At 42.7% G+C, this 26,688-nt stretch carries 21 protein-coding genes; 6 read left to right on the top strand and 15 right to left on the bottom strand.

Going from position 1 to position 26,688, the window contains the following annotated elements; translation table 11 throughout:
• Positions 1–170 precede the first annotated feature (170 nt).
• Positions 171–1,700 carry a hypothetical protein gene (locus MmiEs2_RS00905; protein WP_316559566.1) on the bottom strand — a complete coding sequence of 510 codons (1,530 nt, stop codon included), beginning with the start codon at positions 1,698–1,700 and terminating at the stop codon, positions 171–173.
• 857 nt (positions 1,701–2,557) lie between these two features.
• On the opposite strand from MmiEs2_RS00905, the gene MmiEs2_RS00900 reads away from it, so the two are divergent.
• On the top strand, positions 2,558–3,715 hold the full coding sequence (locus tag MmiEs2_RS00900) for a mechanosensitive ion channel family protein (protein ID WP_316559565.1): 1,158 nt from the start codon (positions 2,558–2,560) through the stop codon (positions 3,713–3,715).
• Between the two features lie 291 nt (positions 3,716–4,006).
• On the opposite strand, the gene serA is transcribed toward MmiEs2_RS00900, so the two are convergent.
• The 5 genes from serA to MmiEs2_RS00875 form a co-directional block, all read right to left on the bottom strand.
• Entirely contained in the window at positions 4,007–5,590 is a 1,584-nt protein-coding gene (gene serA / locus MmiEs2_RS00895; RefSeq protein ID WP_316559564.1) for a phosphoglycerate dehydrogenase, read from the bottom strand.
• Between the two features lie 142 nt (positions 5,591–5,732).
• A complete protein-coding gene (locus tag MmiEs2_RS00890) occupies positions 5,733–7,442 on the bottom strand; it encodes a glutamate--tRNA ligase (protein WP_316559563.1) in 1,710 nt (569 codons plus the stop codon).
• 507 nt (positions 7,443–7,949) lie between these two features.
• Positions 7,950–8,255 carry a winged helix-turn-helix transcriptional regulator gene (locus MmiEs2_RS00885; RefSeq protein WP_316559562.1) on the bottom strand — a complete coding sequence of 102 codons (306 nt, stop codon included), beginning with the start codon at positions 8,253–8,255 and terminating at the stop codon, positions 7,950–7,952.
• 132 nt (positions 8,256–8,387) lie between these two features.
• Complete coding sequence (locus MmiEs2_RS00880; protein ID WP_316559561.1) at positions 8,388–9,161, bottom strand: fumarylacetoacetate hydrolase family protein; 774 nt, start codon at positions 9,159–9,161, stop codon at positions 8,388–8,390.
• Between the two features lie 75 nt (positions 9,162–9,236).
• Positions 9,237–10,355, bottom strand: a complete 1,119-nt coding sequence (locus tag MmiEs2_RS00875) for an ORC1-type DNA replication protein (RefSeq protein WP_316559560.1) — start codon at positions 10,353–10,355, stop codon at positions 9,237–9,239.
• A 242-nt stretch (positions 10,356–10,597) separates the two neighbouring features.
• On the opposite strand from MmiEs2_RS00875, the gene MmiEs2_RS00870 reads away from it, so the two are divergent.
• Together MmiEs2_RS00870 and MmiEs2_RS00865 are read left to right on the top strand one after the other, a co-directional pair.
• On the top strand, positions 10,598–13,255 hold the full coding sequence (locus MmiEs2_RS00870) for a CYTH and CHAD domain-containing protein (RefSeq protein WP_316559559.1): 2,658 nt from the start codon (positions 10,598–10,600) through the stop codon (positions 13,253–13,255).
• Positions 13,256–13,291: 36 nt separating this feature from the next.
• Positions 13,292–13,768, top strand: coding sequence for a hypothetical protein (locus MmiEs2_RS00865; protein ID WP_316559558.1), 477 nt, complete (start codon positions 13,292–13,294; stop codon positions 13,766–13,768).
• Positions 13,769–15,045: 1,277 nt separating this feature from the next.
• On the opposite strand, the gene ppk1 is transcribed toward MmiEs2_RS00865, so the two are convergent.
• From ppk1 to serB, 3 genes are all read right to left on the bottom strand, one after another.
• Positions 15,046–17,220 carry a polyphosphate kinase 1 gene (gene ppk1 / locus MmiEs2_RS00860; protein WP_316559557.1) on the bottom strand — a complete coding sequence of 725 codons (2,175 nt, stop codon included), beginning with the start codon at positions 17,218–17,220 and terminating at the stop codon, positions 15,046–15,048.
• A gap of 391 nt (positions 17,221–17,611) precedes the next feature.
• Positions 17,612–18,466, bottom strand: a complete 855-nt coding sequence (locus tag MmiEs2_RS00855; RefSeq protein ID WP_316559556.1) for a coiled-coil protein — start codon at positions 18,464–18,466, stop codon at positions 17,612–17,614.
• 139 nt (positions 18,467–18,605) lie between these two features.
• Complete coding sequence (gene serB, locus MmiEs2_RS00850; RefSeq protein ID WP_316559555.1) at positions 18,606–19,295, bottom strand: phosphoserine phosphatase SerB; 690 nt, start codon at positions 19,293–19,295, stop codon at positions 18,606–18,608.
• A gap of 248 nt (positions 19,296–19,543) precedes the next feature.
• Here serB and tmk point away from each other — a divergent pair, with 248 nt between their 5' ends.
• Positions 19,544–20,221, top strand: a complete 678-nt coding sequence (gene tmk / locus MmiEs2_RS00845) for a dTMP kinase (RefSeq protein WP_316559554.1) — start codon at positions 19,544–19,546, stop codon at positions 20,219–20,221.
• A gap of 285 nt (positions 20,222–20,506) precedes the next feature.
• Entirely contained in the window at positions 20,507–20,671 is a 165-nt protein-coding gene (locus MmiEs2_RS00840; protein ID WP_316559553.1) for a hypothetical protein, read from the top strand.
• Between the two features lie 71 nt (positions 20,672–20,742).
• Here MmiEs2_RS00840 and MmiEs2_RS00835 read toward each other — a convergent pair whose 3' ends face one another.
• From MmiEs2_RS00835 to MmiEs2_RS00815, 5 genes are all read right to left on the bottom strand, one after another.
• On the bottom strand, positions 20,743–21,078 hold the full coding sequence (locus MmiEs2_RS00835) for a DUF3784 domain-containing protein (protein ID WP_316559552.1): 336 nt from the start codon (positions 21,076–21,078) through the stop codon (positions 20,743–20,745).
• A 26-nt stretch (positions 21,079–21,104) separates the two neighbouring features.
• Positions 21,105–21,383: a hypothetical protein gene (locus MmiEs2_RS00830; protein ID WP_316560210.1), complete on the bottom strand. Its 279-nt coding sequence runs from the start codon at positions 21,381–21,383 to the stop codon at positions 21,105–21,107.
• A 116-nt stretch (positions 21,384–21,499) separates the two neighbouring features.
• Positions 21,500–22,705 (bottom strand): radical SAM/SPASM domain-containing protein, encoded by a 1,206-nt coding sequence (locus tag MmiEs2_RS00825; protein ID WP_316559551.1) that lies wholly within the window; start codon positions 22,703–22,705, stop codon positions 21,500–21,502.
• A 157-nt stretch (positions 22,706–22,862) separates the two neighbouring features.
• On the bottom strand, positions 22,863–23,471 hold the full coding sequence (locus MmiEs2_RS00820) for a translation initiation factor IF-2 subunit beta (protein ID WP_316559550.1): 609 nt from the start codon (positions 23,469–23,471) through the stop codon (positions 22,863–22,865).
• Between the two features lie 530 nt (positions 23,472–24,001).
• On the bottom strand, positions 24,002–24,523 hold the full coding sequence (locus MmiEs2_RS00815; protein WP_316559549.1) for a 50S ribosomal protein L16: 522 nt from the start codon (positions 24,521–24,523) through the stop codon (positions 24,002–24,004).
• 463 nt (positions 24,524–24,986) lie between these two features.
• On the opposite strand from MmiEs2_RS00815, the gene MmiEs2_RS00810 reads away from it, so the two are divergent.
• Positions 24,987–25,535 (top strand): hypothetical protein, encoded by a 549-nt coding sequence (locus MmiEs2_RS00810; RefSeq protein ID WP_316559548.1) that lies wholly within the window; start codon positions 24,987–24,989, stop codon positions 25,533–25,535.
• 33 nt (positions 25,536–25,568) lie between these two features.
• Here MmiEs2_RS00810 and MmiEs2_RS00805 read toward each other — a convergent pair whose 3' ends face one another.
• Positions 25,569–26,573: a radical SAM protein gene (locus MmiEs2_RS00805; RefSeq protein ID WP_316559547.1), complete on the bottom strand. Its 1,005-nt coding sequence runs from the start codon at positions 26,571–26,573 to the stop codon at positions 25,569–25,571.
• Positions 26,574–26,688: the final 115 nt, after the last annotated feature.

Below are 26,688 nucleotides of genomic sequence, written 5' to 3'. Positions count from 1 at the left end.
TCAGATACGCTATTTTCCTATAGGTGAACGCTTAGAAAGGAGTAATGACATATAAAGGTTTCTTGAATCCGCGCATTGCGGTTCAAATGCAAATCGCCGACAAATATTGATTTTAAAAAATCGGAACCAAAATTCGATTCGAAAAAAATGATTGAAACGGTTCTGCTCAATCAGAGCAGAGACCATTCCAAGAAGTAAATACAAAATGCCAAAAGCGCCGCCGATAAAACAATCAGCCCGACGAAGATGACCGCATTGATTTTTCCGCTCGCGCCGATCAAATCCAAAATGCCGGTTTTGGTGTTGACATATTTGCCTGTCTTTTTGAAAATAAATTCCAAAATCTCATCAAAGAACAAACCGCCGCCGATATTGACAAGCGTTCCGAGAACAAGCGGAGACATGTACGCCGCGTACGGTGACAACAGCCCGCCATTTAAAGACGCGTCAACCGCATCCCCGAGAAGCGTGTCAATCACACCGATACCAAAGATGAAGAAGAGAACCAAATAAGCGGTTCTGGCCGTCAAAAACTGCGCTAATTTCGGCGGATTGAATTTAAACGAAATTTGTCCTTTCATCAAATTTCGAACTTGTCCGGACGAAACATCGAAGAATAAATCGATAAGACCGGCAACAATCAATAAGATTGAACCGACAGCCGCGCCGACAACAACCGATGACGGCGCGATGTAACCGGAAACGACTTCATTCGTCGGCACATTTCCGTCTTTTAATCCGACAAGAATACCGTTAAAACCGCCGCTGCTTCCGGCATAGCCGGCACCTTGGTCACCGGGACCGGACTCCGGATCTTCAGGCGGCTGCTCGGGCGGCAATTCGGGAGGTGCCTCGGGTGGTTCTTCCGGAGGCAATTCGGGCGGTTCTTCCGGCGGCTCAGAACCCCCGCCGGAGGAGGAGGAATATTTTGTCAAAGGATACGGATCGGTGAGACCGTATATGTTGCCGAAAGTTGCGGAAATCAAATAAGGAGTTTCCGAATATCCTTTCGCTTCTCGCGGCAGCATGTCCGAATAACCGTCGTCGGCAAGAGTTCCCCAGTAATTACCGCCGACCCACGGCGCACCCATGATACCTGACCCGTCCATATACGGACCTCTATAAAAATCTAAGTTTGAGAAGAAACTGCTTTCACCGGACGGATAATCAATATAGTCGGCACCGGAATTTATGAAGACGTTATTGAAAATTTCAGATGTGTTCACCGAAAGATTTTCAAGCGTTAAGACAGGACCAAAATTTGAAATTTTATTGTTGCTGACTGAAACCCAACAATCCAAAGAAGAAAGCCAAAGATGTCCGTTTGTAATGTTCGAGTTTGTAAAAGAAAGAGAATGTGAAGCGTTGCCCGACCGCCAGAAACGAACATATCCGTCTGACACCGTTAAACCGTCAACGGATACACTTGATGCGTTGCTCGGCCAATTGAAATCATAAATCATTGAACTGCCGATCATATCCAATTCGGAAATAAAAGCAGAACTGACATCCGCGTGATTAACATTAATATCACCGCCGTCAAACGCGGAGTTGCTGAGTTCAAAATTATCGGCAGTCATATCCAAGAAAATTAAATCAGACGGCGTGGCTGTCGCAAAATTTGAATTGTTGATTGTAATATTTTTGGAGAAAACAGAAGTGAAATTCAATGTTCCGTTTGTTAAAGTCAGATTATTCACAGTTATGTTTCGATTTGTGATAGTATTAGAACCAACATCCCCCACCGTTACATTGCCATTGATTACAGAATTTTCGATAGAAACCTTTGTTGCTGCATTATCGACGTATCTTATACTCAAATTTCCATCCAACATATTTAATCCGTTTATTGAAATATTACCAGAAGGCCCGAATATAGAAATGTTTTCATGCGTTTGTTTATTATTACCTTGAAAAATGATATTATGAGTATTATTCAGGATAGAAATAGAAATATTTTGATAATAATTTTCGAGAATGAAATTATCTGCCAAAACAAATGTTACATTAAGCGGCGTGAGATCAGAAACAGAAATCGACAGACCTGTTGTACCACCGACTGACAAATCATAATAGATAATAAAATCGTAACCACCTGAATAAGTGTAAATATCGGAAACTTCAGTGAGATCGGCATATGACACACCACCTGTTCCCCGAATTGTACCGCTGTCGTTCCAAAGACCGGGATCAATAACAAATGTATAATTATCGCCCCCGGTATGTGTAATAACAGTATCTGCAGAAGCTATTCCCATTAAACAAAACAAAATCAAAATACTCAACAATATCCGAGCGAACGAAGCAAAACGCATATTTTTCCCTTTTTACCCTTTTAAACCATTAAAATCGAATGCTTAACAGCATAACGATTGAAGATAATTAAAAAGAAAACAAAAATGAGATATAAATACCTTTACCGCGAAAAAAAGATACTTTGACGAAAAAATCGGCTGCCGCGAAAAAAAATGTTTTTGAGAATAATGTTATGTAAACAATGTTTGCGAAATAATTATTTAGAAAGAATTAATTAAAAATAAAAACAGAAGGGGAAAAAATGAGTTCGTTTGCGGTTGAAGATATTTTACAATACATAAATCAAGATGAAACAGCATTAATCGGTGTTTTTTTTGTCGTTCTCGGCATTTTGTTATTTGCCGTCATGCGGAAAATTCGAAAGCTTTTAATTTTAAAAGCGAAGGGAACAAAAACAAAATGGGACGACATTTTGCTGGCATCTTTCGGAAAACCTGCGACAATCATCGCGCTTCTGATTCCTGCTTATTACGGCATTTCTCACTACATTTTAACGCCGGAAGGAATGGAAATTTATCGGGAAACCGAATTAAACGAAGTTCTTTTTGTGATCATCGCCGCCTGGTTCGTCTCCGCCTTGGTTCAAAATATCATGGAATTTTACGGCCGCAAATTCATTCACGGAACGGCGCGCGGCTCTAAAAGAGACTTCGCCGCTCGATTCTTAGGTCTCCTTGATTTGCTGTCCGTTTACCTGATTTGGTTTGTCGCGTTTTTAATTATTTTAAGAATTTATCACATCAGCTTGACACCGCTTTTGGCCGGCGCGGGTATTGCCGGTATCGCAATCGCCTTGGCCGCGCAGGATATGCTCGGCAACTTCTTCGGCAGCGCCATGATTTACCTGGACCGTCCGTTTAAAGTCGGCGACCGTGTCAAGATCGGCGAGCATGTCGGCGACATCATGGACATCGGGAACCGCAGCACGCGCATTCGAACGTTGGACAACGAATTGATGACAATCCCCAACTCCACCGTCTCAAACAGCATCATTACAAATTACGCGCTTCCCGACATTAAAATTAAAGTCCGGTTCAAATATTTCGTCAGTTATAATTCCGACATTGTCAAAGTCAAAGAAATATTGCTTGAAATCGCTAAAGAAGCCGCGCACAATTTCGATCACATTTTAGAAGACCCCGAACCGGAAGTTTTCTTTTTAGAGTTCGGCGAACATCGTTTGGATTTAATGCTGATTATCTGGTCCAACCGTTTTGACAGAAAATGGGAATCGAAAGACTACATCAACACAAAAGTTCTTCAAAGATTCCGCGAAGAAAATATTGAAATCCCATACCCGCAGCGCGACATTTACATTCACGAATGCGATAACACAGCGATTACCCGTAAACCGAAATCGGTTTGGGAAGGTATGGATAGAGATGTTGAAGATGAATAATTAAAATAAAACAGATCAAAGATCTGTTTTTCACTTTTTTGAAATATATTCTTTCAATTGATTTTGTAACTTTTTTCCGCCGGCTGTTAATTTTGTTTCGTCTTCTAAAACATAAATTCTCCAAAGCAATTCAAATTGAACTTCTAAAGAATGAATAGAATTCAATTGAATAAAATGATGAGAAAACAAACGATATTGAAAAACAAATCCGTTTTTTAATTATATAAAAAATAAGAGGCCGTTTAAAACGGCAAAAATAGAGTTAAAAACCAAAAAGCAAGGATTGGAAAATTAAATTTCCACAATCTTCGCGCTCAAAACACCGTCAACCGTCGTCAGCTTCGAAAGAACGTCTTCCGGAACATCGCTGTCAACGCTGATGACCATGATTGTCGGCTCACCGACTGCGACGTGTCCGACCTGCATGCCGGAAATGTTAATGTTGTTTTCACCGAGAATCTGGCAGCACGGGCCGATGACGTTGGGTTTGTTGATGTGATCGGCAAAAATCATGTGCGCGGACGGGAAAACGTCGACGCGGGTTTGGTTGATCTGAATGATTTTAATGTCGTTGCCGATTGCAGTTCCCGAAACACTTGCGGATTTTCCGCCGCCGGAAACAGTCATCGTAAAGACAGACGCGTATTCGCCGGATGTTTCAGACTTCTTTTCGCTCACTTCGATTCCGCGGGACTTGGCAAGGCCGGGGGCGTTGACATAGTTGACGCCTGCGCCGACTGCGACCGCAAGCGCGCCTTTAAGCGCCGCAAGCGTGACCGTTCGGACATCTTTGGTTGAAATGTCGCCGTTGTACGCGAGTTCGACTTTGTCATAGCTGCCGCCGATTAAGGTTGCCGCGATTTTGCCCGAAACTTCCGCCAATTTCACATACGGAGAAATGACTTCCATCACTTCGGGGCGAACGGCCGGAATGTTGACCGCGCTTTTCGCGCCTTCGCCGTTTAAAACATTGATAATTTCGTGAGCGATGTCGATTGCCACATTCACCTGCGCTTCGACGGTGGACGCGCCGAGGTGGGGTGTGACGATAATTTTATCGGATTTCAAAAGACCGGCACCGGACGAATTGAACGGCGGTTCTTCGACGAACACATCGATTGCCGCGCCCGCGATTTTTCCGGATTCAACGGCTGCCGCCAAATCTTCTTCATTAATAATTCCGCCGCGGGCGCAATTAACGATTCTTGCCGTCGGCTTCATCACGTTAAACATATCGGTGTTGATGAGGTTTTTAGTCTCTTTCGTGAGCGGCGTGTGAACGGTAATGAAATCCGCTTTTCTGCAAATTTCTTCGACGGTTGCGAGTGTGATGCCCATCGATTTTGCACGCTCTTCGGAAACGAACGGGTCGTAACCGAGAACGGTCATGTTAAACGATTGGAATCGTTTGGCAACTTCGGCGCCGATACGGCCGAGACCGATGACACCGAGCACTTTTTTATTAAATTCAACGCCCATGAATTTGTTGCGCTCCCACTTTTCGGATTTGAGAGAAGCGCAAGCCTGCGGAATGTTTCTGGCAACCGCCATCATCATGGCGCAAGTGTGTTCGGCAGCGGAAAGCGTGTTGCCGTCGGGCGTGTTGGACACGATGATGCCTTTCTTGGTTGCCGCATCGACGTCCACGTTGTCGACGCCGACACCGGCGCGGCCGATGATTTTCAAGTTGTCGGCAGCTTCAATCACGCGCGCGGTCACTTGCGTTCCGCTGCGAATCACGAGCGCGTCAACGTCTTTAATCTTTTCAACAAGCTGGTCTTCGGACAAGCCTGTATCAACAACAACATCAAAACCGCTGTCTTTTAAGATATCCAAACCCTCGCCCGAGAGGGAATCACTGACTAAAATTTTCATATTACAAACTCCAATGAATAAATAATTAAAATTTAATTTTTAAATTTTTTTAATTTTTGAAACGAATAATTCATAAATTGAAACAAGATTGAATAAATTTCAATCTGTATATCATTTTTGCTTTTTGATTTCAAATTGAATTTTATTTGTGCGCGAAATACGCGACAACGTTTTCACCGTCAACCGAATCAATGCGGCAGAAGCCGAAACGCTCAAACTGAACGACTTTGTCAAGCTCGCTTGAAATCGTGCGCTCCCCGATTCCCGAGAAATTGCCGTCGGGTCCGAGAACCGTCACTTTCAACCCGTTTGTCGGCGCCCAGTGAATGATTTTCATCTTTTCTTTTTTGGTTGTTTCCATTGAATTGTCGATGTATTTTGCCGAAAGCGGCGACATCGATGTGATTTCCGCATTGCCCAAATCTTTCAAACGGATTTTGGAGCCGACTTCCAAGTTGGCGGCATCCTCTTTTGTGATAACAACCGTATTGCCGGTTTCGATTTTTCTCATTTCCGGCTGATTCGGATAAAGCGGCGCTTCGACAATACCGCCGCCATAGCCGTCAATCGTCAACTCGACCGGATTTGCAACGAAAAACATTCTGTGCGCAATCGGGTCAACAAACTTGCGGTTTTCGGCATAGAGCGATTCCATGCTCATGCTGACATCCGTCTCGCCGACGCCCATTTCGATCATGAATTTTTTGAGCGCTTCGGGCTGAATGCCGCGGCGGCGAATCGCCTGAACCGTCGGAAGACGCGGATCGTCCCAGCCCGTGTAAACGCCGGCCTCAATATCGCGGCGGATGCCGCTGGTGCTGAGTTTGCCGAACTCTTCGATTCGAACGCGTCCCCAGTGAAGCGTCACCGGATAAGTCCAGCCGAGATAATCGTAAATGTATTTTTGGCGCTTGCCGCTGTCCTGCAAGTCTTTACCGCGGATGATGTGGGTTGTTCCGAGCAAATGGTCTTCAATCGCGCCTTCAAAATCCAAAAGCGGCCAAACGATGTATTTGTCACCGATTTCAGGACGCGGATGATCTTTCTTTAAAATTCTGAAAGCGCCCCAGTCGCGAAGCGCGGGATCTTTGTGTGAAATGTCGGTTTTAATCCGAAGAACCGCCTCGCGCTCCTCATAGCCACCGGCAAGCATTTTCTTCCAATGCTTCATATTTTCTTCAGGCGCAGCATCGCGGTGCGGACAAGCCTGCTTTTTGTCTTTCAATCCTTTGAACGTCTCGCCGTCGCAGAAACAAACATAAGCGTGCCCTGCTTCAATGAGCTGCTCGGCGATTTCGTAATAAGTGTCAAATCGGTCGGACGCTTTCACAATTTCATCGGGGACAACGCCGAGCCATTTGAAATCGTCAACGTACCAGTCGTAAGCTTCAAGCATTGGTCGTTTCTGATCGGGATCCGTATCATCGAACCGGAGAATAAATTTCCCGTCATACATTTTGACGTATTCGGAATTGACAATCATGCCGCGGGAACTGCCGATTGTCGGCGGCCCGTTCGGGTTCGGCGCAAAACGCATGACAACTTTGCCGGCCTCAGCGCCCGGAAGCGCTTTCAATCCCTTCTCAGGCTCTTTTTTCACGGAAAGCTCTTCCAAAAGTTCGGGCGCGATTTCGTTTAATCTCGCCCGCCACTCATCCGGTGTTGTTTTATTCAAGCCGGCGGCGATGTTTTCAATCGCTTCCTTCACTTCGGGAACGCGCGCGCGAAGCTGAGGCGCAACACCCATAATTTTTCCGAGAACCGCTTTTTCCTGCGGCACGGCTTCATATTTCACAGCGTTTTGAAGCGCGTATTTCTCAATCGTCAGTAAATCTTCGGGATCTAATGCCATAGTTTTTCCTGTAAATAATTCGATAGAAGTTGATATAGAATGAAAGAACAGAATTTCATTTATAGATATTTAAAGGTGCTCATCAGCTTGAAAACGAAAAATATAAAACCGAACAGAAATGGAAAAACGAAATGAAAAACGTGAATCGGTTTTACAAGTTTTTGAAAAACGGAGACGAGAGTCAGGCGCGCGCGGCTGTGGGCAGCTGCCGCCGCAAACGGAATCGGAAGGTAGCGGCGGCAACACAAACCTGAAGGTAACAGTGCCACGTTCGCGAAGCGAACGGATGTGATAAGAAAGAGGAGATGCACGCAGAAATGCAACCCGCCACGCAGAACAGGCGCCGTAGCAGGCACAGCGAACAGTACTGAACAGGCACAGCAGACAGCAGCGCGCGCCCGAACGTACCCAGACAAACGAATTTAAAAAATATTGAAAAACCCGACCACGAGTTTTAAAAAAAGATATGAAACGAGATAAAAAAGAAAATTAAAAAAATCAAAAAAATCAACGAACGATCTCATCGCCGTGTTTTTCAATCATATCCAAAAGATCTTTCATTTCTTTGAATTTTTCATTCGCCGTTCTCAAAAATTCGTCAACCGAATCGCCGGCGACGGCGCCTTGAGGAGACGCTTTAATCAAACCGTTTTGTTCCAAAACGCGAAGCGAATAACGGACTTTGTGCGCCTGCATTCCCGTAATTTCGGACAATTTCAAAATACCGATCGGTCCGTTCTCGATGACGATTTTCAGCACCTGAGTGTGACGGTCGATTAATTCCAATTCATTGCGGGCCTGATCAAACAACATGACAAACAAAACCTGATTTGATTAAAAATAATTCAATAATTCTAATGACTTCCCATTCATAAAAGTTCTTCTTGATTTTAAAAATCATGAACAATTTCAGAAAATTCCGTTTTGAAAACATTTTTCAAGAAATCAGCCTGATACAACCGTATTTCTCAAAACGCCGATGCCTTCAATCTCAACTTCAACAACATCGCCGACCAAAAGCTCACCGACGCCCGGCGGCGTTCCCGTCGCGATAATGTCACCAATTTCAAGCGTCATAACCGATGAAATAAAAGAAATCAATTCGGAAATGTTGAAAATAAATTCACTCGTCGACGAATTTTGCCGAACTTCTTCGTTTTCATTTCGAATCACACGGCATGAAATCATAAGATTGTCAGGCGAGAGCCCGGTTTGAGAAAGTTCCTCGGATGTGACAATAAACGGCCCCGCCGGCGCAAATGTGTCAAATCCTTTCGCACGCGTCCATTGCCCGTCCGCGCGCTGCAAATCACGCGCTGTCACATCGTTAAAACACGTGTAGCCGAGAACATAATCAAAAGCGTCATCAACGGAAACGTGACGGCAGGTTTTGCCGATGACAATTCCCAGTTCCGCTTCATAGTCCACCTGTTCGCTTTCCGTCGGGTATTCAATCAACCCTTCGTGAGATAAAATCGCCGACGGCGGCTTTAAAAACAAAAGCGGATTTTCGGGAAGTTCCATATCCAATTCTTTCGCATGATCTTTATAATTCAGCCCGATGCTAACGATTTTTGACGGTTTGACCGGCGGCAGAACCAAAACGGACGACAGCGCGTATTCGTCATCCAATTCCTGATAACACGGATCGGGATAAACGATGCCGTCAAAAACTTCGCCTGAAAAAACAACATCACCATATTGAAAACGACCAAACATGGAAAATCACCAAACCCGAATGAAAAATATTTCAAGAAAATCAAAAAAATTAAAAATTAAAATTCAAATTTTGAATTATTTCAAAAGCTCATCCAATTCTTCTTTCTTAAATCCCGATCGAATCATACGCGTCCGCCCTTTCGACCCTTTGCCCGAAAAATCAGCCGTGAGGTAGCCGGCGGAAATCATTTTGTTTACGATTTCATAAAAACGCGTGTAGCCGATTCCTGTATGGTCTCGGAATTTTTCGTACAAGTCGCCTGCGGAAATTTCTCCGGCTTCCGCGGCTTGAATCGCTAAATATTTTTCGTGATCCGTTAAGACCGAAAACATTCGGGACAAATATAACGAACGAGAAGCGGCGTACGCTTTGTTGACATCTTCCGTGTCAATTTTGCGCGACGAACGCTTTTCCGCGTTCAGGCCCGAGCGTTTCATCAAGTCGATGCCGACGCGGAGATCTCCGTTTTCGGCGACATAATCCGTCATGCATTCGCGAACGGAATCGGAAACGACGCCGGGGAAAAAGCCGCGCTGGATTCTGTCGGCCAAAATGTCATCGATTTCCGACCATTCGTAACGCGGAAATTCGATTTCTTCGGGGAGAAAAACGGATGCGACGCGCTTGTCAACGTTGTAAATCACTTCGGGATCGTTGACGATTGCAATCACGCCGATTTTGGATCCGGGATACTGCTCATGCGCGCGGAGAAGCGAATACATCACTTCGTCGGCGTGGCCTTCGTAAAAGAGATAATTGATATCGTCCAAAACGACAACCAGAACCTTGTCGGTGTCAACCAGCTTTTTGGCAAGTTTATCAAAAATGCGGTTAAAAGAAACGCCGGATGCCGGCGGCGCGACATTGAGAACGGTTTTGTAAATGCGCGAAATGACAGCGAATCGAGTGGAGTCGATTTGGCAATTGACTTTGACCGTTATCACTTTGTCAGTATACTCTTTCAATTCGTCGAAAATTTTAAGCGCGGCGCTTGTCTTTCCCGTACCGGGCGGGCCGTAAAGAAGACAATTGAGAGGGCGGCCGCCGCGAACCGCCGGCTTGAGCGCGTAGCGTATTCCGTTGAGCTGATTTTCACGGTGCGGAAAATAATCCGGCAGGTGATCCAATTCAAAAATATCGGATTCTCGAAAAAGCGTTTCATCCCACATCAGCATATCTTTTTCCGTCGTCAATGTCCTTACTCCGCTGATTTTTAAAATGACCAAATTCAATAATTTAATAAATTCAATAAAGATTCAATAAGTGAAATAATGATTAAAAGGACTACTGCCGCACATTATATAACCGTTTTCAAAAAAACAGAGCAACGGAAACCGCCATATTATATAACAGAGCATATAATATAGTCAGCAGAACGCATAATCAAATAAAATGCAAATAAGGTATGCAGATCAAGTAAACGGTTGATTCAAAAATGTCCGGCATCAATAAAATGGAAATCGAATACAAATTCGGCATCAAAAACTCTGAAACGTTTGACTTCTTAACCGCGCTTTCCGCCGTGAAAGATTATCAAATTAAAGACAAATCCCATCCGCTGTTTACGGATATTTTTTACGACACGCCGGATTTTTTGCTTTTTTCACTCGGCATTTATTTGAGAAAGCGTTTGGAAGTCGGAAGAGAAGACGCTGTTTGGACATTAAAACAGGCGGATGTGTCCGATGAGGAAGCTTGCCGCCGAAAAGAAATGATTCAAACGCTTCCAAAAGATTCAACGGCGAAAGACATTTCGGATCCTGCCTTTGAAAAACTTTTGACGGATATTCTCGGCGATTTCGACCTTGTTCCGATTTTAACAATGGAGCAGGATCGGATTTTTAAAACCGTTTTCAAAAAAGGGACAACAGAAGACACCTCTGAAAACAGATTAGGCGATTTGTCGGTGGATTTGGTCAGCTTGAAATTTTCCGAGCAAAAACATACGTTTACCGAGCTTGAAATTGAACTTGCGAACGGAACGGAAAAAGAGCTTCAGGCGTTTATTAACGCACTTAAAATGATACCCGAACTTCAAGGACAAATCGAAAGCAGCCGTCTTTCAAAATTTGAGCGCGGTTTGATTTTGTACTTTAACCGCGACAAAATCGAAGGAAAAGTGATTCCCGATTTTGAAAAGAAATCTTATTTTACGGATTTGGACGGAACGAAAAGCGGGAATGGAATCGGCGGAGGCGAAGATGAAACCGGCGGAACAGGAAACGAAAATGAAGAGGAAGACGCGGCGTCTGTTTTTGAATATGATTCAACCGACGCCGGGTTTTTGCTGCCGCGCGAAAAAGCGGCGCTGCTTCAGATTTGCGGAAAAGATTACACCGCCGATCCGACCGATTACTTCGGCGCGACCGGGTTTATAAATTCGGGCCCGACGGATTTGTTTTCCAAACAAGCTTCGATTTTGCTTGCGCTTGACAGCGGCGTATCCGCCGGATTTGCCGCCCAGCTGTTTGGTTTGCCGATTTCGAAAATAAATGAGATCCGAGAAAACTTTGAACAAAATCGGACGGAAATGTTTCCGCTGGCTTTTGAAATCGGCGAGAACGAGCGTTATTATTATCAAAAACCGATTACGGACGGAAAAGTTTGGACGACAACCGAACTTTCAAAATATTACGGCGCGGACGCGGCGCAAATTGATTCAAAATCAAAAGTCGCAGCCATTTTGTTTGATTTCGCGAAATCCGCGAATCTGCTTTTGGAAAAAGACAGAAATTTATTTAATACGGCGGCGCAGCTTTCCGAAATCGGGAAAGGGCTGACAATGGAGAAGAATGTAAACATCGCCGCCGACATTGTTTTAACGCACCCGATTGAAAATTTAACACTGAATGAAATTAAAACGCTGGCGCTGGCATTTGTTTTAAGAGAAATTAAAAACCCTGCGCCGGAAAAAATCAGAAAAGCGACAATAACCGCCGGATTTTATGTTCCGCCGGCATATCAAAAAAAGGCGTTGATTGCCGCCGTGCTTTTGGAAGGAAAGCGCTTTTCAAAGATTGAAGGACTTGATTTTAATTCGCCGGATATGAATTTCCCTAATTTTGATTTCACGGAAAAATGCGAATCGGAAATGATATCGACTTCTGCACAAATCGAAAAGACAGATTTAATGGCAATCGCCGCCGAAAAAATATTAATTGCCCGGCTGAAAGAAGTTGAAATCGCCGAGCCGGGCGTTCTTGCGGCAGAAGACATTGAAGACGTTCACGACATGCGCGTCGCGCTTCGAAAAATGCGCTCTTCGAATTTGATTTTCAAAGATTTCTTGAACCCCGAATGGCTTGAAGAAACCGAAAACGGCATTAAGAAAACGCTTTCTGGGCTCGGAACGTTGAGAGATTTGGATGTCATTTTGGAAAAAACCGATGACTGGCGAAAGAAAGAAAATTTGAGTCGTGAAAAAATGTCTGTCTTTTACGACACGGTTTCCGCCGACCGGGAAAAAGCGCATACGGAAGTCGTGAATTATTTGACGTCTGACGAATACACGGATTTCATGAACGATTTGAAGGAGACGCTGGGCGAAAACAAATATCTCGGCATGCCCCGCATTAATAAAAAAGGGGATGTTGCGCCGGTTCGCATTTGCGACGTTCTTCCGTTTATTTTGTACGAAAAAGCGGCGGACATTACCGCTTACCACGAATGGATGGACGGACCTTACATTTACGTTGACAAGCTTCACCGATTGAGAATCGCCGCAAAAAACTTCCGTTACACATTAGATTTCTTCAAGGATTGTTTGGGAGACGCTGCCGGGCAGCTGACAGGACAATTGATTAAGGAATTTAAAGAGCTCCAAGATGTTCTCGGCGATTTCCATGATGCAGTTGTTGCCGTTGACGTTATCGGAGATTATATTGAACGAATCGGAGAAGAAAACTGCGGCGCAGGTTCGAATGCGGAAGATGAAAAAATTGAAACCGCGCTTGAAACGCTTGAAGATTACAAAAATTATCGAGAACAAGAAATGGAAGAGCTGCTTTTCGCATTCCACACGAAATGGGAAAAGATGGACCGCCGCTTCTTTAACGAAAGAATTTCAAAAATAATTGCGGAAGCGGATTTATAAGAAGAATTACAAAAATGAAAATAAAGCGGTGAAAAAATGTCTAAAAGAAAATCAGAAAAAAAGATGGCTGAGAAGAAGAAAATGCCGGAAAAGAAAATCAAAGCGGATAAAAACAAATTCGGCAAATCGAATCAATTGATTTCAAAAGAGCTTCGAAAAAAGATTGGCGCGGAAAAGAATCCGGATGCGGTCATCGCGGAAGCTTTGGAAAACTATTACGGTGGGCAAAAACGCCGCAATGAGAACGCGCTTCAAAAGGAAATTGACAACAATATCATTGAAATTCAGCGCCGCCACATATCTGATTTGAAAGATCAGCTGGAGGCGTCCAATAAAAATTACGAAGAATTGATGAAAACGTATCAGGCGTACATGCTTCAAGTGCAGCCGCTTGTTGAAGCGGCAAAAATTCAAAAACCGCAGGAATTGGAATCTTTGAAAAAAAATGAACCGGAATCGACCGCTGAAAAAACAGAAATGAAAAACAAGAAATGGTACGAATTTTGGAAATGATTTAAAACGCATTTAACTTTCGTTTTAAATTTTTATTTCCTTTCTTTTTCGTTTCATTTCTTTTTCGTTTTAATTTTTTTCATTTCTTTTTACTTCTCCTCTTTTCATTTTTTCTCTTTTTTTCATTTTTTCTCTTTTATTTTGCTGCTGTTTCGGCGGCGATGCGCGCGCGAACGGCACGAATTTTCAAAAAGAGTCGAAACGGAAGAGTCAATTTTTCGATTAAATTATAAAGAAAAGATTGAAAAAAATGCTTGAACAAACCGTTTGCTTGGGAATAAAACGAAAATAATTGAACCCCGTTTTTCGTAAACGCAAACGATTTGTTCAGTTTTGACTGAAATATGAATTTCTGTCAATGGCGTGTTTTTGTGTATTTAGGTTCAGATACTTTTTAAGTAAAGATATTTTGGAGATATTTTTAAGTTATGTTACTTGTTGATGTTTTTGTATTTTGTTTTAAACTTGTTCGTTTTTGTGTGTTTTTTGGTGTTAGGATTAAATTTGGGGTAAATTTGGGGTTGGAATTGTAAATACATGACAAAAAACATCTCAGACTTAAGAAATATGGGGGAATTTCTTGCGTAATCGTTGAGCATCTTTGTATCAGAGGTAAAATGTGTTATTTTTCTGTTTGTGTTTGTTTTTTGTATTTTAAAGTCTGCTTTACAGATTGTCTTTGAACATTATTTGTCGTGTATTTTTATGAGTAAATTTCGTTTTTGTGGCTTAAAATATATTTTATGAGGAATTTAGAAAGATACAGGCGGGTTTTTTGCGGGTTTCACCCGTATCTTTCTGTTTAGGATTTTTGGCGTTCGTTTTTGTGTTTTAGGGGTTATGCCTTCTGAGCGTTTAAGAGGCTTAGTTTTTGGTTTAATGGGCTTTAGTTTTTACACGTTTGTTTTGTTTTCATCCCGGAATCGGAAAAAACCGAAATGAACACATGAGAAAACTGCCGACCGTTTTTCAACTGGAATTACCCAATTAATGCAGCTTTCTCAATACAATCCATTAATTTTAATATATTTAAACCTAAGCATATATTTAACCGATAAAATATATAGATTTGAAAACGAACCAAAATAAAACAAACTAATAAAAACGAGAAGAAGAGAATCAAATGACCGAAAAAAGGACATTTTTGAAGACCAAAATCTAATTACAAATAATTGATTTGACATGACAAATTAAAATAAAATTATAAAAATAAAATTGGGTGAATTGAAAAATGAAAAAATAAAAAGAAATGAAATGAGATTTTATCAAAAACGATATTAATCCCATTTATCCTGGTTTTCAGTCATCCAAATTTGAGAATCGAGCGGCTCTTCCCCCTCGGGCCGAGCAACTTTTTTAAACGAGCCGTCGGGAAGCCCGATTCGGAGTTTAACGTTATCGTGAAGATGCTTTTCCAAAATAACATCTTTGATTTTTCGCAAATAATCAGCGTTGACCGGGAACAAAATTTCAATGCGCCGATCTAAATTGCGCTGCATTAAATCCGCGCTGCCGAGATACAATTCTTCATCGCCGTTGTTATGGAAATAATAAACGCGCGTGTGTTCCAAAAACCGGCCGACGATTGAAGTAACATGAATGTTGTCGCTATAGCCCGGAATTTGCGGCCGGACACAGCTGATGCCGCGAATTTGAAGATCAATTTGAACGCCTTCAATCGACGCTTTGTACAATTCGGAAATGCATTCGGGATCGACAAGCGAATTCAGTTTAAACAGAATGTGACCGTTGCCGTGCGCTTTGTGGTTTTTGACTTCACGGCGGATTTTAGAAACCAATTCATCGCGCATTGCGCTCGGTGCCACGAGAAGTTTCCGATAATTCAATTTCCGCGAATACCCGGTCAGCGAATTGAATAAATCAACAGCATCCTGTCCGATATCGGGATCGGCGGTAAAATATTCGAAATCCGTATAAATTCGGGATGTTGTCGCGTTGTAATTGCCGGTGCTCATGTGAACGTACGGAATGATTTCATCGTCTTCCTTTCGCAAAACCATACAGACTTTCGCATGCGTTTTCAAATTCGGAACGCCGTAGACGACATGAATGTTGGAATGTTCCAGCTCTTTGGCTTTGGCGACATTGTTTTCCTCATCAAAGCGCGCCTTAAGCTCAATCAGGACGGCGACTTGTTTTCCGTTGTCGGCTGCTTCTTTTAAATGCTGGATGATTCGGGATTTTTTATCGACGCGGTAAAGCGTGATTTTAATCGCGACGACATCGGGATCGATCGACGCCGCCTGAACAAAATCAATAACGCTTTCGAAACTGTCGTAAGGGCGGTAAACCAAAACGTCTTTTTTCTTGATTTTTGAAAAAATGCTGCTCTTTTTGGAAGGCTTCAAATATTCTTTCTTATTCGGCGTGAACGGCTCGTATTTCAAATCCGCTCGGCTGACATCGCAAAGTTCGGAAATGGAAGACAAACCGACGGGAGACGCCAACGTTTCGACCTGCGTTGAGCGCAGCTTCAAGTTTTCCATCAAAATTTTCAAAACGTAATCTGACATTCCGTTATTGATTTCCATACGAAGCGGATTTCCGAAATACTTAGCACCGGATTTCTTTTCGATGGATTTCATCAAATTAAAGTCACCGTCATCGTCAAGCCCCAAGTCGCCGTCACGCGTAATTCGAAAAGCGTGCGCTTCCTGAATGACTTGTCCCGGAAAAACCATATCCAAATTGGCGATAATCACATCATCCGCCCAAACAAAATTGAATTTACCGGACTTGCCGGCCGCCATGTTATCTTCGACCTTGCCGGATTTCAAATCCTCTTTCGACGGCACTTGAATCAACCGCTTGATGTTGGACGGAATTTTAATCCGAACAAAAACTTTTCCGTAAGCGGTATCGGAAAGGATAACAGCCAAATTAACGCTTTGATTTGCAATATACGGAAACGGATGGCTGGAATCATATGCGAGCGGCGTCAGCTGCGGGAAAATGTTTTTCTTGAAATATTTGTTGACATATTCGATTTGAAATTCTTCCAATTCGGAATATTCCAAAACGCGAATGTTTTGTTTTTCGAGTTCCGGCATCAAGATGTTGATCCAGCAATTTTCCATTTGGCCGAGCATGACCGGAAGTTCGGCGTAAATTTTCTGCATTTCCTGATAAACGTGGCTTTCGCTGCCGGGACTGATGCTGTCTTCCAAAATCGTTCGGTTGACAGTCGGAATGCGGACCATGTAGTATTCGTCCAGATTGCTCGCGAAAATCGAGAGGAAACGAACACGTTCCAAAAGCGGATTGGACTCATCCAGCGCTTCTTCCATGACGCGGTCATTGAAATAAAGCCAGCTGAAATCCCGATCAATATAAAGGTCGGGATCGGAAGAAACAACAAGTTCATCCGGACCGGGAATATCAGAAACCGTTACCCGCTTTTCGCCATTCAAAGGGAGTGAATCAGAGCTCATAGTATAACCATTTTTAATGAAGACATAATCATATTCAATTTGACTATTCTTATTTTTATATACACATAGATATATAAAACGATTGGCTTTTCCCGATTATTTTCAAAAAAAACAAAAGAAATAAAAACATTTTCAGAAAAAACAGAAGAATAAAAACATTTTCAAAAAAAATTCAGATAAGAATTTAGGGGAAATTAATCAGAAAAGAAAGCTACCGCTCATCATCAATGAACAGATTGAAATCATTAAAAAAAAGGAATTTTGAAAAAGAGAAGAAAACGGTTGGGTTGTTTCTTCTCCTTTTCAGGGGACCGATTTTTTAAAGCCGCCGGAGAAAACAGTGTAAGTCTTCCTTTGGCCGAATTCAATAGTAATTTCAACGTGCGATGTCTTAATATTTGGAACGCTGGAGGGCCATGAGGTCTTCCATTGTGAGTTTTCCGCCGTCTTTGAACTTGTCGAAGATGTCTTGCGCATCTTTTTCCTGTTCTTCTTTGTCGACTTTGGTTTTGACATCTTTGTCTTTCTTCTTTGCCTTTCCGTTTTCTTTGTCAATGTCACGGATTTCTTTTTGGGCTTCGATGAAGACTTTGTGCTGTTCGTCAGCGGCTTCCTGCGCGCGGATGAAGTTTTTGTGCGCGACATCGGATTCTGCGCGAACTTTGTCGGCTTCCTTGAAGGTTGCGATCATTTGTTCGTGGAATTCCTGTGCCTGGGCTGCGTAAACAGCTAACTGCGCGTGGTATTCGGAAGCTTCGTCTCTGATGACTTGCGCTTCGTCCAAAACTGCTTTTAAGTCGCTGTTTTCTTCCAACTGCTGTTTCTTTTCAGCGTATTCGACTTCAAGTTCTTTGATCTTGGTGACGAGTTCCTTTTCTTTCTTCGGGTTCATCACGGATGTCTGCTGCTTGAATTCAAGTTCGTCGATCTGCTTGCGGATTTCTTTGATGGACGGACCGGCAAGGCCGCCTTCTTTTCTGAGTTCGTCCGCTTTTGCGAAAAGATCGTTGGCTTTCGCGTTGGTTTCATCACGCAGGGTCTTGTATTTGCTGACGTTGACGTTCACTTCGTCACGTTTCACTTTTAAGTCCTGAGCGACTGTAATTAATTCTTTGGTCTTGTTGTTTAACTCATTTCTTTCAGCAGCGTATTTGCTTGCTTCGGCATTTAACTGATTTCTCTTTTCTTTTGCCTCTTCAGAGATATCTTTCAATTCTGCTTTTCTGATTTGCAGTTCATTCGTCATATTTTGGTCCCCCTTCCCGAAAAAACAAATTTCGGGCCGGTTTCTGTACGTTAAGCCAAACGGCTTAAATTATGATTCCGAAAAAATCGGTGTTCATAAATTGAAATAATGTTTGCGCAGGATGCACATCTCGTTTGTTTTAAGATTCCGGCGGCGCCATAACGGATTCCAAAACGGGAATCACGTTGCGCAAATCTTTTCCGGAAACAACGGCGTGCGCTTTTTCCTGTACGCGCGGTTTTGCGTTAAACGCAATTGAAAAGCCGGCTTTCTCAAACAGGCAAATGTCATTGGCGCCGTCGCCGACAACCAAACATTCTTCGTACGGAATGCCTGTGATTTTCACCAGCTCGTCTAAAACGGCGGCTTTGGCGTTCGTGACCATTAAAGGCCCGATTGCGTCGCCTGTCAGGACACCGTCTTTGACAATTAATTCGTTTGAATAAGCGTAATCCAAATTCAACTGTTCTTTGACAGAATCAGCCGTTATACTGAAGCCGCATGTTATCATTGCTGTTTTTCCGCCGATTCCGCGGATGTATTCCGTCAGTTCGGCTGCACCCGGCATCAATTGAATTTTGCCGGCCTGTTCCAGCGCTTTTTCATAAGGAAGGTCTTTTAAGGCGCGGACGCGCATTTGAAAGGATTTTGTGTAATCCATTTCGCCGTTCATCGCCGCTTCCGTAATTCGCGAGACTTCCTCATCGGTGCCGGCGGCTTTCGCAAGTTCGTCAATGACCTCTGCGTCAATCAGAGTGCTGTCCATATCGAACACAAAGAGTTTAAACGAGTGATTTGCCGGTTTTTTGTTGTAATGAGAAAAGTTCACAGAATCATAACCTGTCTGCTTTATGAAATATTATTGCCGTCAACAGCAAATGTTTTTCGCAGAGCGGCAAACGATTTTACTGATTTTGACATTGTGCCGTCGCTTTTTGAATTTAGACAAAAACCGAAATTACATTTGACACATTAAATCGCAATAGTTTTGATGAATGAAATGCATTGCTTTTAAACTTTGTGGATAAATAAGAATAAAGCGAAAATAAAGTAGAAATGAAGCGGAAATGAAACGAAATGAAAAACAAAATCAATGAAAAAGATAATATCGTTTCAATCGCTAAAAATGTCTTGATGATCGGAAAGCTGGTAACATTTGAAGGAATTGACGGATCGGGCAAAAGCACGATGCTTGCGCGCCTTCAAAAATTGAACGAATCCGCCCCGTTGAACAAGGAAACGGAAAATACAATTTTTACGCGTGAACCGACAAAGGAAACGCTCACAGGAAATGCAGTTTACGCGGCAATTGAAAACAATGTTGACCCGCTCGCCGAGCTTTTTTTATTTTTGGCGGATCACGCCGCGCATTTGTCCGACACGATTCGCCCGGCGCTGAATGAAAACAAACTCATCATTTCCGACCGCTACTCCGACAGCCGCTGCGCCTATCAAGGCGCAACGCTCAAAGACACTGTCCCAAACGCTTTTGATTTTGTCCGCCGCCTGCATGAGCCGTGGACCGTCAAGCCGGACCTGACTTTCTTTTTTGACATTCGCCCGGAAGTTTCCTGTGAACGCTGCAAAGACCGCGGCGCGCAAACGAAGTTTGAGCGCGTCGATTTCTTAAAAGAAGTTCGAGAAAATTTCAAGAAATTAGCGGCAGACGAGCCGAGCCGGTTTGTGATTTTGGACGCGGAAAAACCGCCGGAAGAGAATGAGAAGATTGTTCTTGAGAAAATCAGAAGTTTATAATAAACATAAACCAAACCGAAACATCGGTTTAACAAATATTCAAACCCGAACTCCCTTTTCATTAACATTATGAAAAGAAAAACGGAGTTCGTTTTTTCATAAAATTAAGAAAAAACGATGTTTCTTTTTTGCGAATATTTCAGAAACCCGAAATAACCGCCTCCAACGACGAGTTTCGCGAGCGTAGCGAGTGAAAGGAGAAGTTGGAGATTCGCCCCAAGACTTCGACGAAACCAAAAAACAGTGTATTGTCTACCAACTGTCACAGAGTATCAGCTTTGCTGCGTGCATCTGCTTCTTTTTATCACATCCGAACGCTATCGCGAACGTGGCGCCGCTACCTTACCGTTTCCGTTTCGCACGGCCACCTTACCGATTCCACCCTGCTGCCGGCAGCAGCCGCGACCAAACGCCGCCGCGCGCGAGCTGCTCGGCTTTTCAAAAAGATAAATAAAACATGTCCATCGTTTTTAAAAAATAAGAAATAAAAAAGAAATTTGAATTGAATCGAAATGAATCAATCAATACGGTTTTTCTTTGATTTTCCGGTTGTTGTTCATATAATAAATCCAAACAACCGTAAAGACGAAAATACAAATAATGCCGACAAGCGCCCACATTGTATTGTTTAAAACCATTCCCGTGAAAAGCGTGAATGTCATTAAAACCGCCATGACGATTGTAAAAATGCCCATCGCGCGCGTTAATTCTTTCAAATCGTATTTTTCCTGCTCCTCTTCAGGAAGCGTATTGTAGCCGGAAATTAAAAACGCGCCGCGCCCCGAAAAGAAATAAATCGAAAGCGCAAGCAACAAAATCGGAACAATAAAAATGAGATAAGTCATTTCAAAAGCCATATCAAACACACACCTTTGATTGCGGCTTATTCATCGCTGCTGCCGCTGCTTTTGTTCTCAAAATTGTCCAAATCGTTTTCATCGGCGAATTTGATGAGCGCTTCGCCCAAAACGCGTGTGTGTTTTGGGCTCAAATTGAAACGAGATCTCTTTTTGCCGGCGCGCTCTTTGGAAATTTCAACATATTCCTTGTCAAAGCGTTCGCTTCTCTCCAAAGAAATCGCCATGTACCAGCCGCCGCCCATCTTAATTTCAGAATACGCTGTTGGTTCATCGTCGCCAAGGTCGCCGATGACTTCTTCCATTTCATCTTTTTTTGCCATAATTATACTCTCCTGCTTGAATAACAATAAAACTGTAATAAATGTGTAAATTGAAAATAAAATAGTAAATAGGACTATCCTTGTTTTTATTTTTTCGGTCATTGTTTTTGATTCGTTCTGAAATCCCAATCATTCGCTTCCCGAACTTTTTGCAAATATCCGGGGTCGTAAAGAACGTGAACGTCTCTTTTTTGTCGAAGCGCCGGCTCTTTTCGCATACGCGCCCAAGCCTCCTTCATCGGCACGTCATTGAGATTGCCGTAAGAAAGCGGAATGTAAGGATCGGGCTGCATATCGCCCTCCGTTGTCACATGCAGCCAGCGCCGCCCGGCCATTGCGCCGAACATTTCACCTTCGAAAATCGTGTTTGAAAAAATGCGCGGCGTGCCGTCATCAACGGCATTGACGCGGCGGTAAAAATCATTAATAATCTTGCGCTCGGCATCGTTCATTCGGCTTTCGCCGTCCAGTGTCGGAACGGATTCCCAAATCGAGAACTCGTGAACGCCCAAATCGCCGGCCAATTTCCATAAACCTTCCATTTCACCCACTTTCGCGCCGTCCAAATGCGTTGCCATCGTTACCAAAAGCCCGGCTTCAAGACCGAATTGAATCGCGGAAACCGCCTTTTCGTAAGCGCCGGGAATGCCGCGTTTTTGATCGTGAATCTCGGAGTCGGTTGAATAAATGCTGACCAAAAGCGTTTGAAGGCCGGCTTCTTTGAGCTGCTTCGCTTTTTCCAAATCAAAATCCAACCCCCAAGTGTAAGCCATGACAACCGCTTTTGATTTGTCAACGTAACGAACGTAATCGACAATGTTTTCCGAGAGAAGCGGGTCGCCTTCCGTAAACGTGATAACGACTGCGCCCGAATCAAGCGCCTCATCAATCGCTTTGTAAATCAATTCCGCCGGCGGATCCGCCGATTGAAACGGATTGTCAAAATCAACGCCCCCTGTACGGTTTTTTCGCGCGTATTTTTCGGCATTCGCATTAAACTTGCGCGTGACTTCTATTGAAACCGTTTCGGGAACATATTTCCCAAAACCGATTCCGATTTCGTCTCGAACAAGACGATTAAAAGTCGGGCTCGGAATCGGCGGAAGCCAGGCGGACGGATAAACGGCGGAATCCGTAATCAGTGCAGGCTTTTCGGCTTTCAGATGTTTGTTGGCAACGGATAAAAAGGGGCGCGCCGCGAATTTGAGAACGCCGGCTGCGGATAATTCAATTTTTCCGTCGTCCGTTCGCGCCGCGTCAACAGAAAGGCCGCGCATTTTAAAAACATTGACAGGCTGCTGCATTTCATCACCAATGAATACAATGTAAAGATAATAAAAATAATAATAAAAATAAAAAAGAAAAAATTCAAAAAATGAATCAAGCAATGAAATCGAAATTCAAAAAATGATTCATATTTGAAAATTAAAAATAAAAGCCGTCATTAAACGGCTTTTTGATTTACGCTTTTTCGGCGAAAGCCAAATAGCCGGAAATCTTTTTGATTTTCACGCTAAGAGTCTGGCCTTTGGCCGCGCCCGGAACGAAAATCGTAAATTTATCGAACTTCGCGATACCATCGCCTTTGGAACCGACTGCCTGAATGTTGATTTCATAAGTGTTGCCTTCTTCAAGCGTCGCAACGGCTTTGGTGGTCGTCGTCTGTCTCTTTTTAACCGGACGGTGCGCGCCGCAGGCGGCACACTGCAAGATCAAAACGCGTTCGCGTTTACCGAGCGTTGTGTCGGGGCGGTTGCATTCGGAACACATAACGTATTCGTCAACGTAGCTCTGGATGTTGGCATCCATTTGATCTCTTGTAAAACGTCCCTGGAAAACAGCGCGACCGCCTTCAATTTTACCGGCGGTACCGAGTTCGCGCGTGAGGTATTTCATCACGTGATCGGAATCGCGGCGAAGAACGCTGACAATGTTTGCAAAATTGTCCAAAACTGTTGTTTTTCCTTCCGAGAAGAGTTTTGCTTCAGGAACGGTGAAACGCTCGTCCGTGGTTTCCTCATCGGGAAGCTGTTCAATCGCCCGATTCAAAAGTTTTTCATAATCGTCCATAATTTTCCCTCTTGTTTTTTGAATAAAAATTGAATTGAATAATATTAATGAGTATTGAAAAAGTACCGTATTAATACATTTGCCTTTCAGAAGACAAAGATATTATAAAAGGTTTTACAAATCGGAATTTCTTTCGATTCATTTTAAAAAATCCGCGCTTGTAAACAGATTTATTTTTTGAAAGTCGCACACCCGAATTTGATGCAATTTTTAAAACCTTGTGCAGGCCGCGCGCGGCGGCGCTTTGCCGCGGCTGCTGCCGGCAGCAAAACGGAAACGGTAAGGTAGCCATACCCCGTTCGCTTCGCGAACGGATGCTCTAAGAAAAAGAAAAAGCGAATGGAAATGCAAACGGCAGATACAAGTTAACAGATGCAAACAGCAAATGAAAACAGCAAGTATCAAGCGGCAACAAAAAATGAAGCTGATAAATGTAACAAAAACAAAAGAGAACAAAAAACGAAAAAGAAATCCGAATTTAAATTCGGATTTTAAAAATGAATTTTTAATAATTTAGAAAAACAAAGCGCTTACAAAACCAAGTCGGCACCCTGATCAATGACGATTCTTGTGGGTGTCGGAAGTTTCTGTCCGGCGTTTTGGAGTGCTTTCTTTGCTGCGGGGAAGTATTCCTTGTCGCAGGAGATGGTAAAGATTTTCTGAAGCGGGACAACACGTGCTGCCGTTCCGACATTTTTACCGAAAGCGCCTCTCATACCGCTTGAAACACGGTCAGCACCGGCGCCGGTGGCTTGTTTGTTTTCTCTGAGAACTTCGTGGGGGTAAACTCTCAACTTAATGTGGAAGTTTCCTCTGCCTGCTCTGTTGACCATGTGTCTGTTTGCAGTAATACGAGCCGCTTCAAGAGCGGTGTGTCTGATCGCGCATTTTTCTTCAACGAGCAATGAAAGTTTGACGGGGTAGTCCTGTCTTGTTAAGTTACCCATGTCGTAGTGAATAATCTGAACACCCGGAACACCGCCCATATATTTTCTTCTTGTGAAGGAGCGCTGTCTGATGTTTCTGTACATACTTGCCGGCTTTCTAACCATAATAAATCTCCGATAATTGATTATAAATTTTAATAAATTTTGAATATTTTTGATAAATATAAATTTGAATTGTGACGAGAAAAACAAATGCGGTATCATAACCGAAAAATTGCTGCCGTCAAAAAAACCCGCTGCTGCATCATTGCTTCTTGAACCATTCCAAGAAACATCCTATGTATGATGGTTAGCCGCCTTCGGCGCGGATTAAACTTACAGGCGAATCAAGCCCGATTTGTAACCCCCTAATACATTCAGGGTTTATAAAGGTTATTCTTCCGAGCAAATCCGCCGAAAGAAAAGGAAAAAATGAAAAATGTAACGGCAGATTCCATGACGAATAATCGGAAATATATATAGAATATAGCGATAAAATATAAATTGAATCAACGAAACTATATTTATAAATGGTTTTGAAAAATAAACCGTTCGGATTTAGCGTAAAATGAAATAAGAGGTGCCGACCATGAAAGAGCAAAAGCTGGCAGAAATCGCGGAATATCAAAAACAGCTTATCGACATCGGAAATTACAATTATTATCAATCAGCCATTGATGTTTTTTTCTACCCTTCTGAAAGGCTGAATATCAGACTGCAAACCGATTTGCAGACGCTTCGAGCGGAATTGCTTGAAGATCAAAAAACAAATCCGCCGTTTGTAAAAATCACGATTACAAAATACAGCGATCGATTAACAGAAATTTTGAATTATTATATCGGCGAAGGGAAATTTTTAGGAAGACCGTATCCGCATATCGGGAAAAAATTAATTAAAAATTCCACAGAAATTATCCAGATATTGGAGTCTCTCAAAAATAAATTGACCAACATCGTTCTGGAACCGGAAACAATAGAAGAAACACTGAAATATTTTGAGAGAGTGGACAAATTGCTGACGGAAAATATCAGATTATCAAAAGCAATTATTAAGGATATTTCAAAGAGAATGACGGCAATCAATATCCGTTTAGACCGTGATTATACGAAATATACATTAAAAAACGAATCTCTTTAAAAACAAACAAAAACAATTAAAATAAATAAAAAATTACAGCCATTCATAGCCGTAAAAGGATTCAATATTGTAATTATTCATCAGCGTCAATTCGGCATAACCGAAAAATTGGCAGCCTTCGCAATTTTGAATCATTTCTTTTCTTTCTTTTTTCGTTTGATTCCAGATTTTTGTCATACCGTTTTGGACGATTTTTCCGTTTTCATCAAAAACGGATGTTTCAATGACATTTCCAAGCGGTTTATTGTGAATGCGGCAATTGTACAGATTGCTGTGATGATCAATCGCCAAAATACCGCAATCGACACGGCAATTTTTGATGAATTTGCCGTCGCGGATTTGTTTGAGATAGGTTTTGGAATTAATCAGCGGATAGCCTTGTTTTTTAAGATCGATTAATTCATTCATCAGCGAAACGAATTGCGGTTTTTGATCTTCTCGAATGCTCAAGCCGTCCCAATCGGTATCGTCCATTCGCTTGAATGTGTAAACCGGCTCAACCGCCATTTTAACATTGCCAAGCTCTTTGGCAAAATGAAGCAAATCAACGACCTCATCAAGGTTTTTGCCGCTGATGACACAATTCATTAAAAGCGGCTCGTTTAAGAATCCGCTTTCGGAAGCGTAACGGATGCCGTCTAAAATCGTTTCATAGTTCGCGCCTCTGATTTCGCGCGTCGCCGTCGGCCCGTCAATTGAAACGGAAATGTAATCCACATCTTTGAACTCATGAATCCGTTTCTTAAGAAGCAAGCCGTTTGTAATCGTAAATGTCTTCATCCCTTTGGATTTGGCGTATTTCATAATGTCCGGCAAATCTTTTCTGAGAAACGGTTCGGTCGACCACGCGTTATAAGAGCCGATGCCGAAATCAACCGCCAGATCAATGATTTTGCAAACATCTTCAAAAGAAGGTTCTCTCACGGCGGATGAGCCGTCTTTTTCAAACTTTTTCCACTCATCGCAAAAAGAGCAGCGCAGGTTGCAAACGGAATTGACGGCGTGAGAAATTGTCACAGGCCTTTTTCGAATTTTCATTTGCCAAGCACTTTTCACCATAAAAACGGGATCGAATTTTGACACGCGGAAAAAAAGAAATTAAAATGACTTATACTTAACCCAAAAAAACAAAAATAAACAAAAAGAGATAAAT

The organism is Methanimicrococcus stummii, assembly GCF_032594435.1.
Lineage (GTDB): Archaea > Halobacteriota > Methanosarcinia > Methanosarcinales > Methanosarcinaceae > Methanimicrococcus > Methanimicrococcus stummii.
The sequence above is the reverse complement of the archived record's forward strand: the minus strand, read 5'-3'. Positions and strand labels throughout refer to the sequence as shown.

What these genes read in the sequence shown, in the direction of transcription:
- MmiEs2_RS00900 (WP_316559565.1), top strand. Translation starts at nt 2,558, where the DNA reads ATGAGTTCGTTTGCGGTTGAAGATATTTTACAATACATAAATCAAGAT.
- serA (WP_316559564.1), bottom strand. Translation starts at nt 5,590, where the DNA reads ATGAAAATTTTAGTCAGTGATTCCCTCTCGGGCGAGGGTTTGGATATC.
- MmiEs2_RS00890 (WP_316559563.1), bottom strand. Translation starts at nt 7,442, where the DNA reads ATGGCATTAGATCCCGAAGATTTACTGACGATTGAGAAATACGCGCTT.
- MmiEs2_RS00885 (WP_316559562.1), bottom strand. Translation starts at nt 8,255, where the DNA reads ATGTTGTTTGATCAGGCCCGCAATGAATTGGAATTAATCGACCGTCAC.
- MmiEs2_RS00880 (WP_316559561.1), bottom strand. Translation starts at nt 9,161, where the DNA reads ATGTTTGGTCGTTTTCAATATGGTGATGTTGTTTTTTCAGGCGAAGTT.
- MmiEs2_RS00870 (WP_316559559.1), top strand. Translation starts at nt 10,598, where the DNA reads ATGTCCGGCATCAATAAAATGGAAATCGAATACAAATTCGGCATCAAA.
- MmiEs2_RS00865 (WP_316559558.1), top strand. Translation starts at nt 13,292, where the DNA reads ATGTCTAAAAGAAAATCAGAAAAAAAGATGGCTGAGAAGAAGAAAATG.
- ppk1 (WP_316559557.1), bottom strand. Translation starts at nt 17,220, where the DNA reads ATGAGCTCTGATTCACTCCCTTTGAATGGCGAAAAGCGGGTAACGGTT.
- MmiEs2_RS00855 (WP_316559556.1), bottom strand. Translation starts at nt 18,466, where the DNA reads ATGACGAATGAACTGCAAATCAGAAAAGCAGAATTGAAAGATATCTCT.
- tmk (WP_316559554.1), top strand. Translation starts at nt 19,544, where the DNA reads ATGAAAAACAAAATCAATGAAAAAGATAATATCGTTTCAATCGCTAAA.
- MmiEs2_RS00835 (WP_316559552.1), bottom strand. Translation starts at nt 21,078, where the DNA reads ATGGCTTTTGAAATGACTTATCTCATTTTTATTGTTCCGATTTTGTTG.
- MmiEs2_RS00830 (WP_316560210.1), bottom strand. Translation starts at nt 21,383, where the DNA reads ATGGAAGAAGTCATCGGCGACCTTGGCGACGATGAACCAACAGCGTAT.
- MmiEs2_RS00825 (WP_316559551.1), bottom strand. Translation starts at nt 22,705, where the DNA reads ATGCAGCAGCCTGTCAATGTTTTTAAAATGCGCGGCCTTTCTGTTGAC.
- MmiEs2_RS00820 (WP_316559550.1), bottom strand. Translation starts at nt 23,471, where the DNA reads ATGGACGATTATGAAAAACTTTTGAATCGGGCGATTGAACAGCTTCCC.
- MmiEs2_RS00815 (WP_316559549.1), bottom strand. Translation starts at nt 24,523, where the DNA reads ATGGTTAGAAAGCCGGCAAGTATGTACAGAAACATCAGACAGCGCTCC.
- MmiEs2_RS00810 (WP_316559548.1), top strand. Translation starts at nt 24,987, where the DNA reads ATGAAAGAGCAAAAGCTGGCAGAAATCGCGGAATATCAAAAACAGCTT.
- MmiEs2_RS00805 (WP_316559547.1), bottom strand. Translation starts at nt 26,573, where the DNA reads ATGAAAATTCGAAAAAGGCCTGTGACAATTTCTCACGCCGTCAATTCC.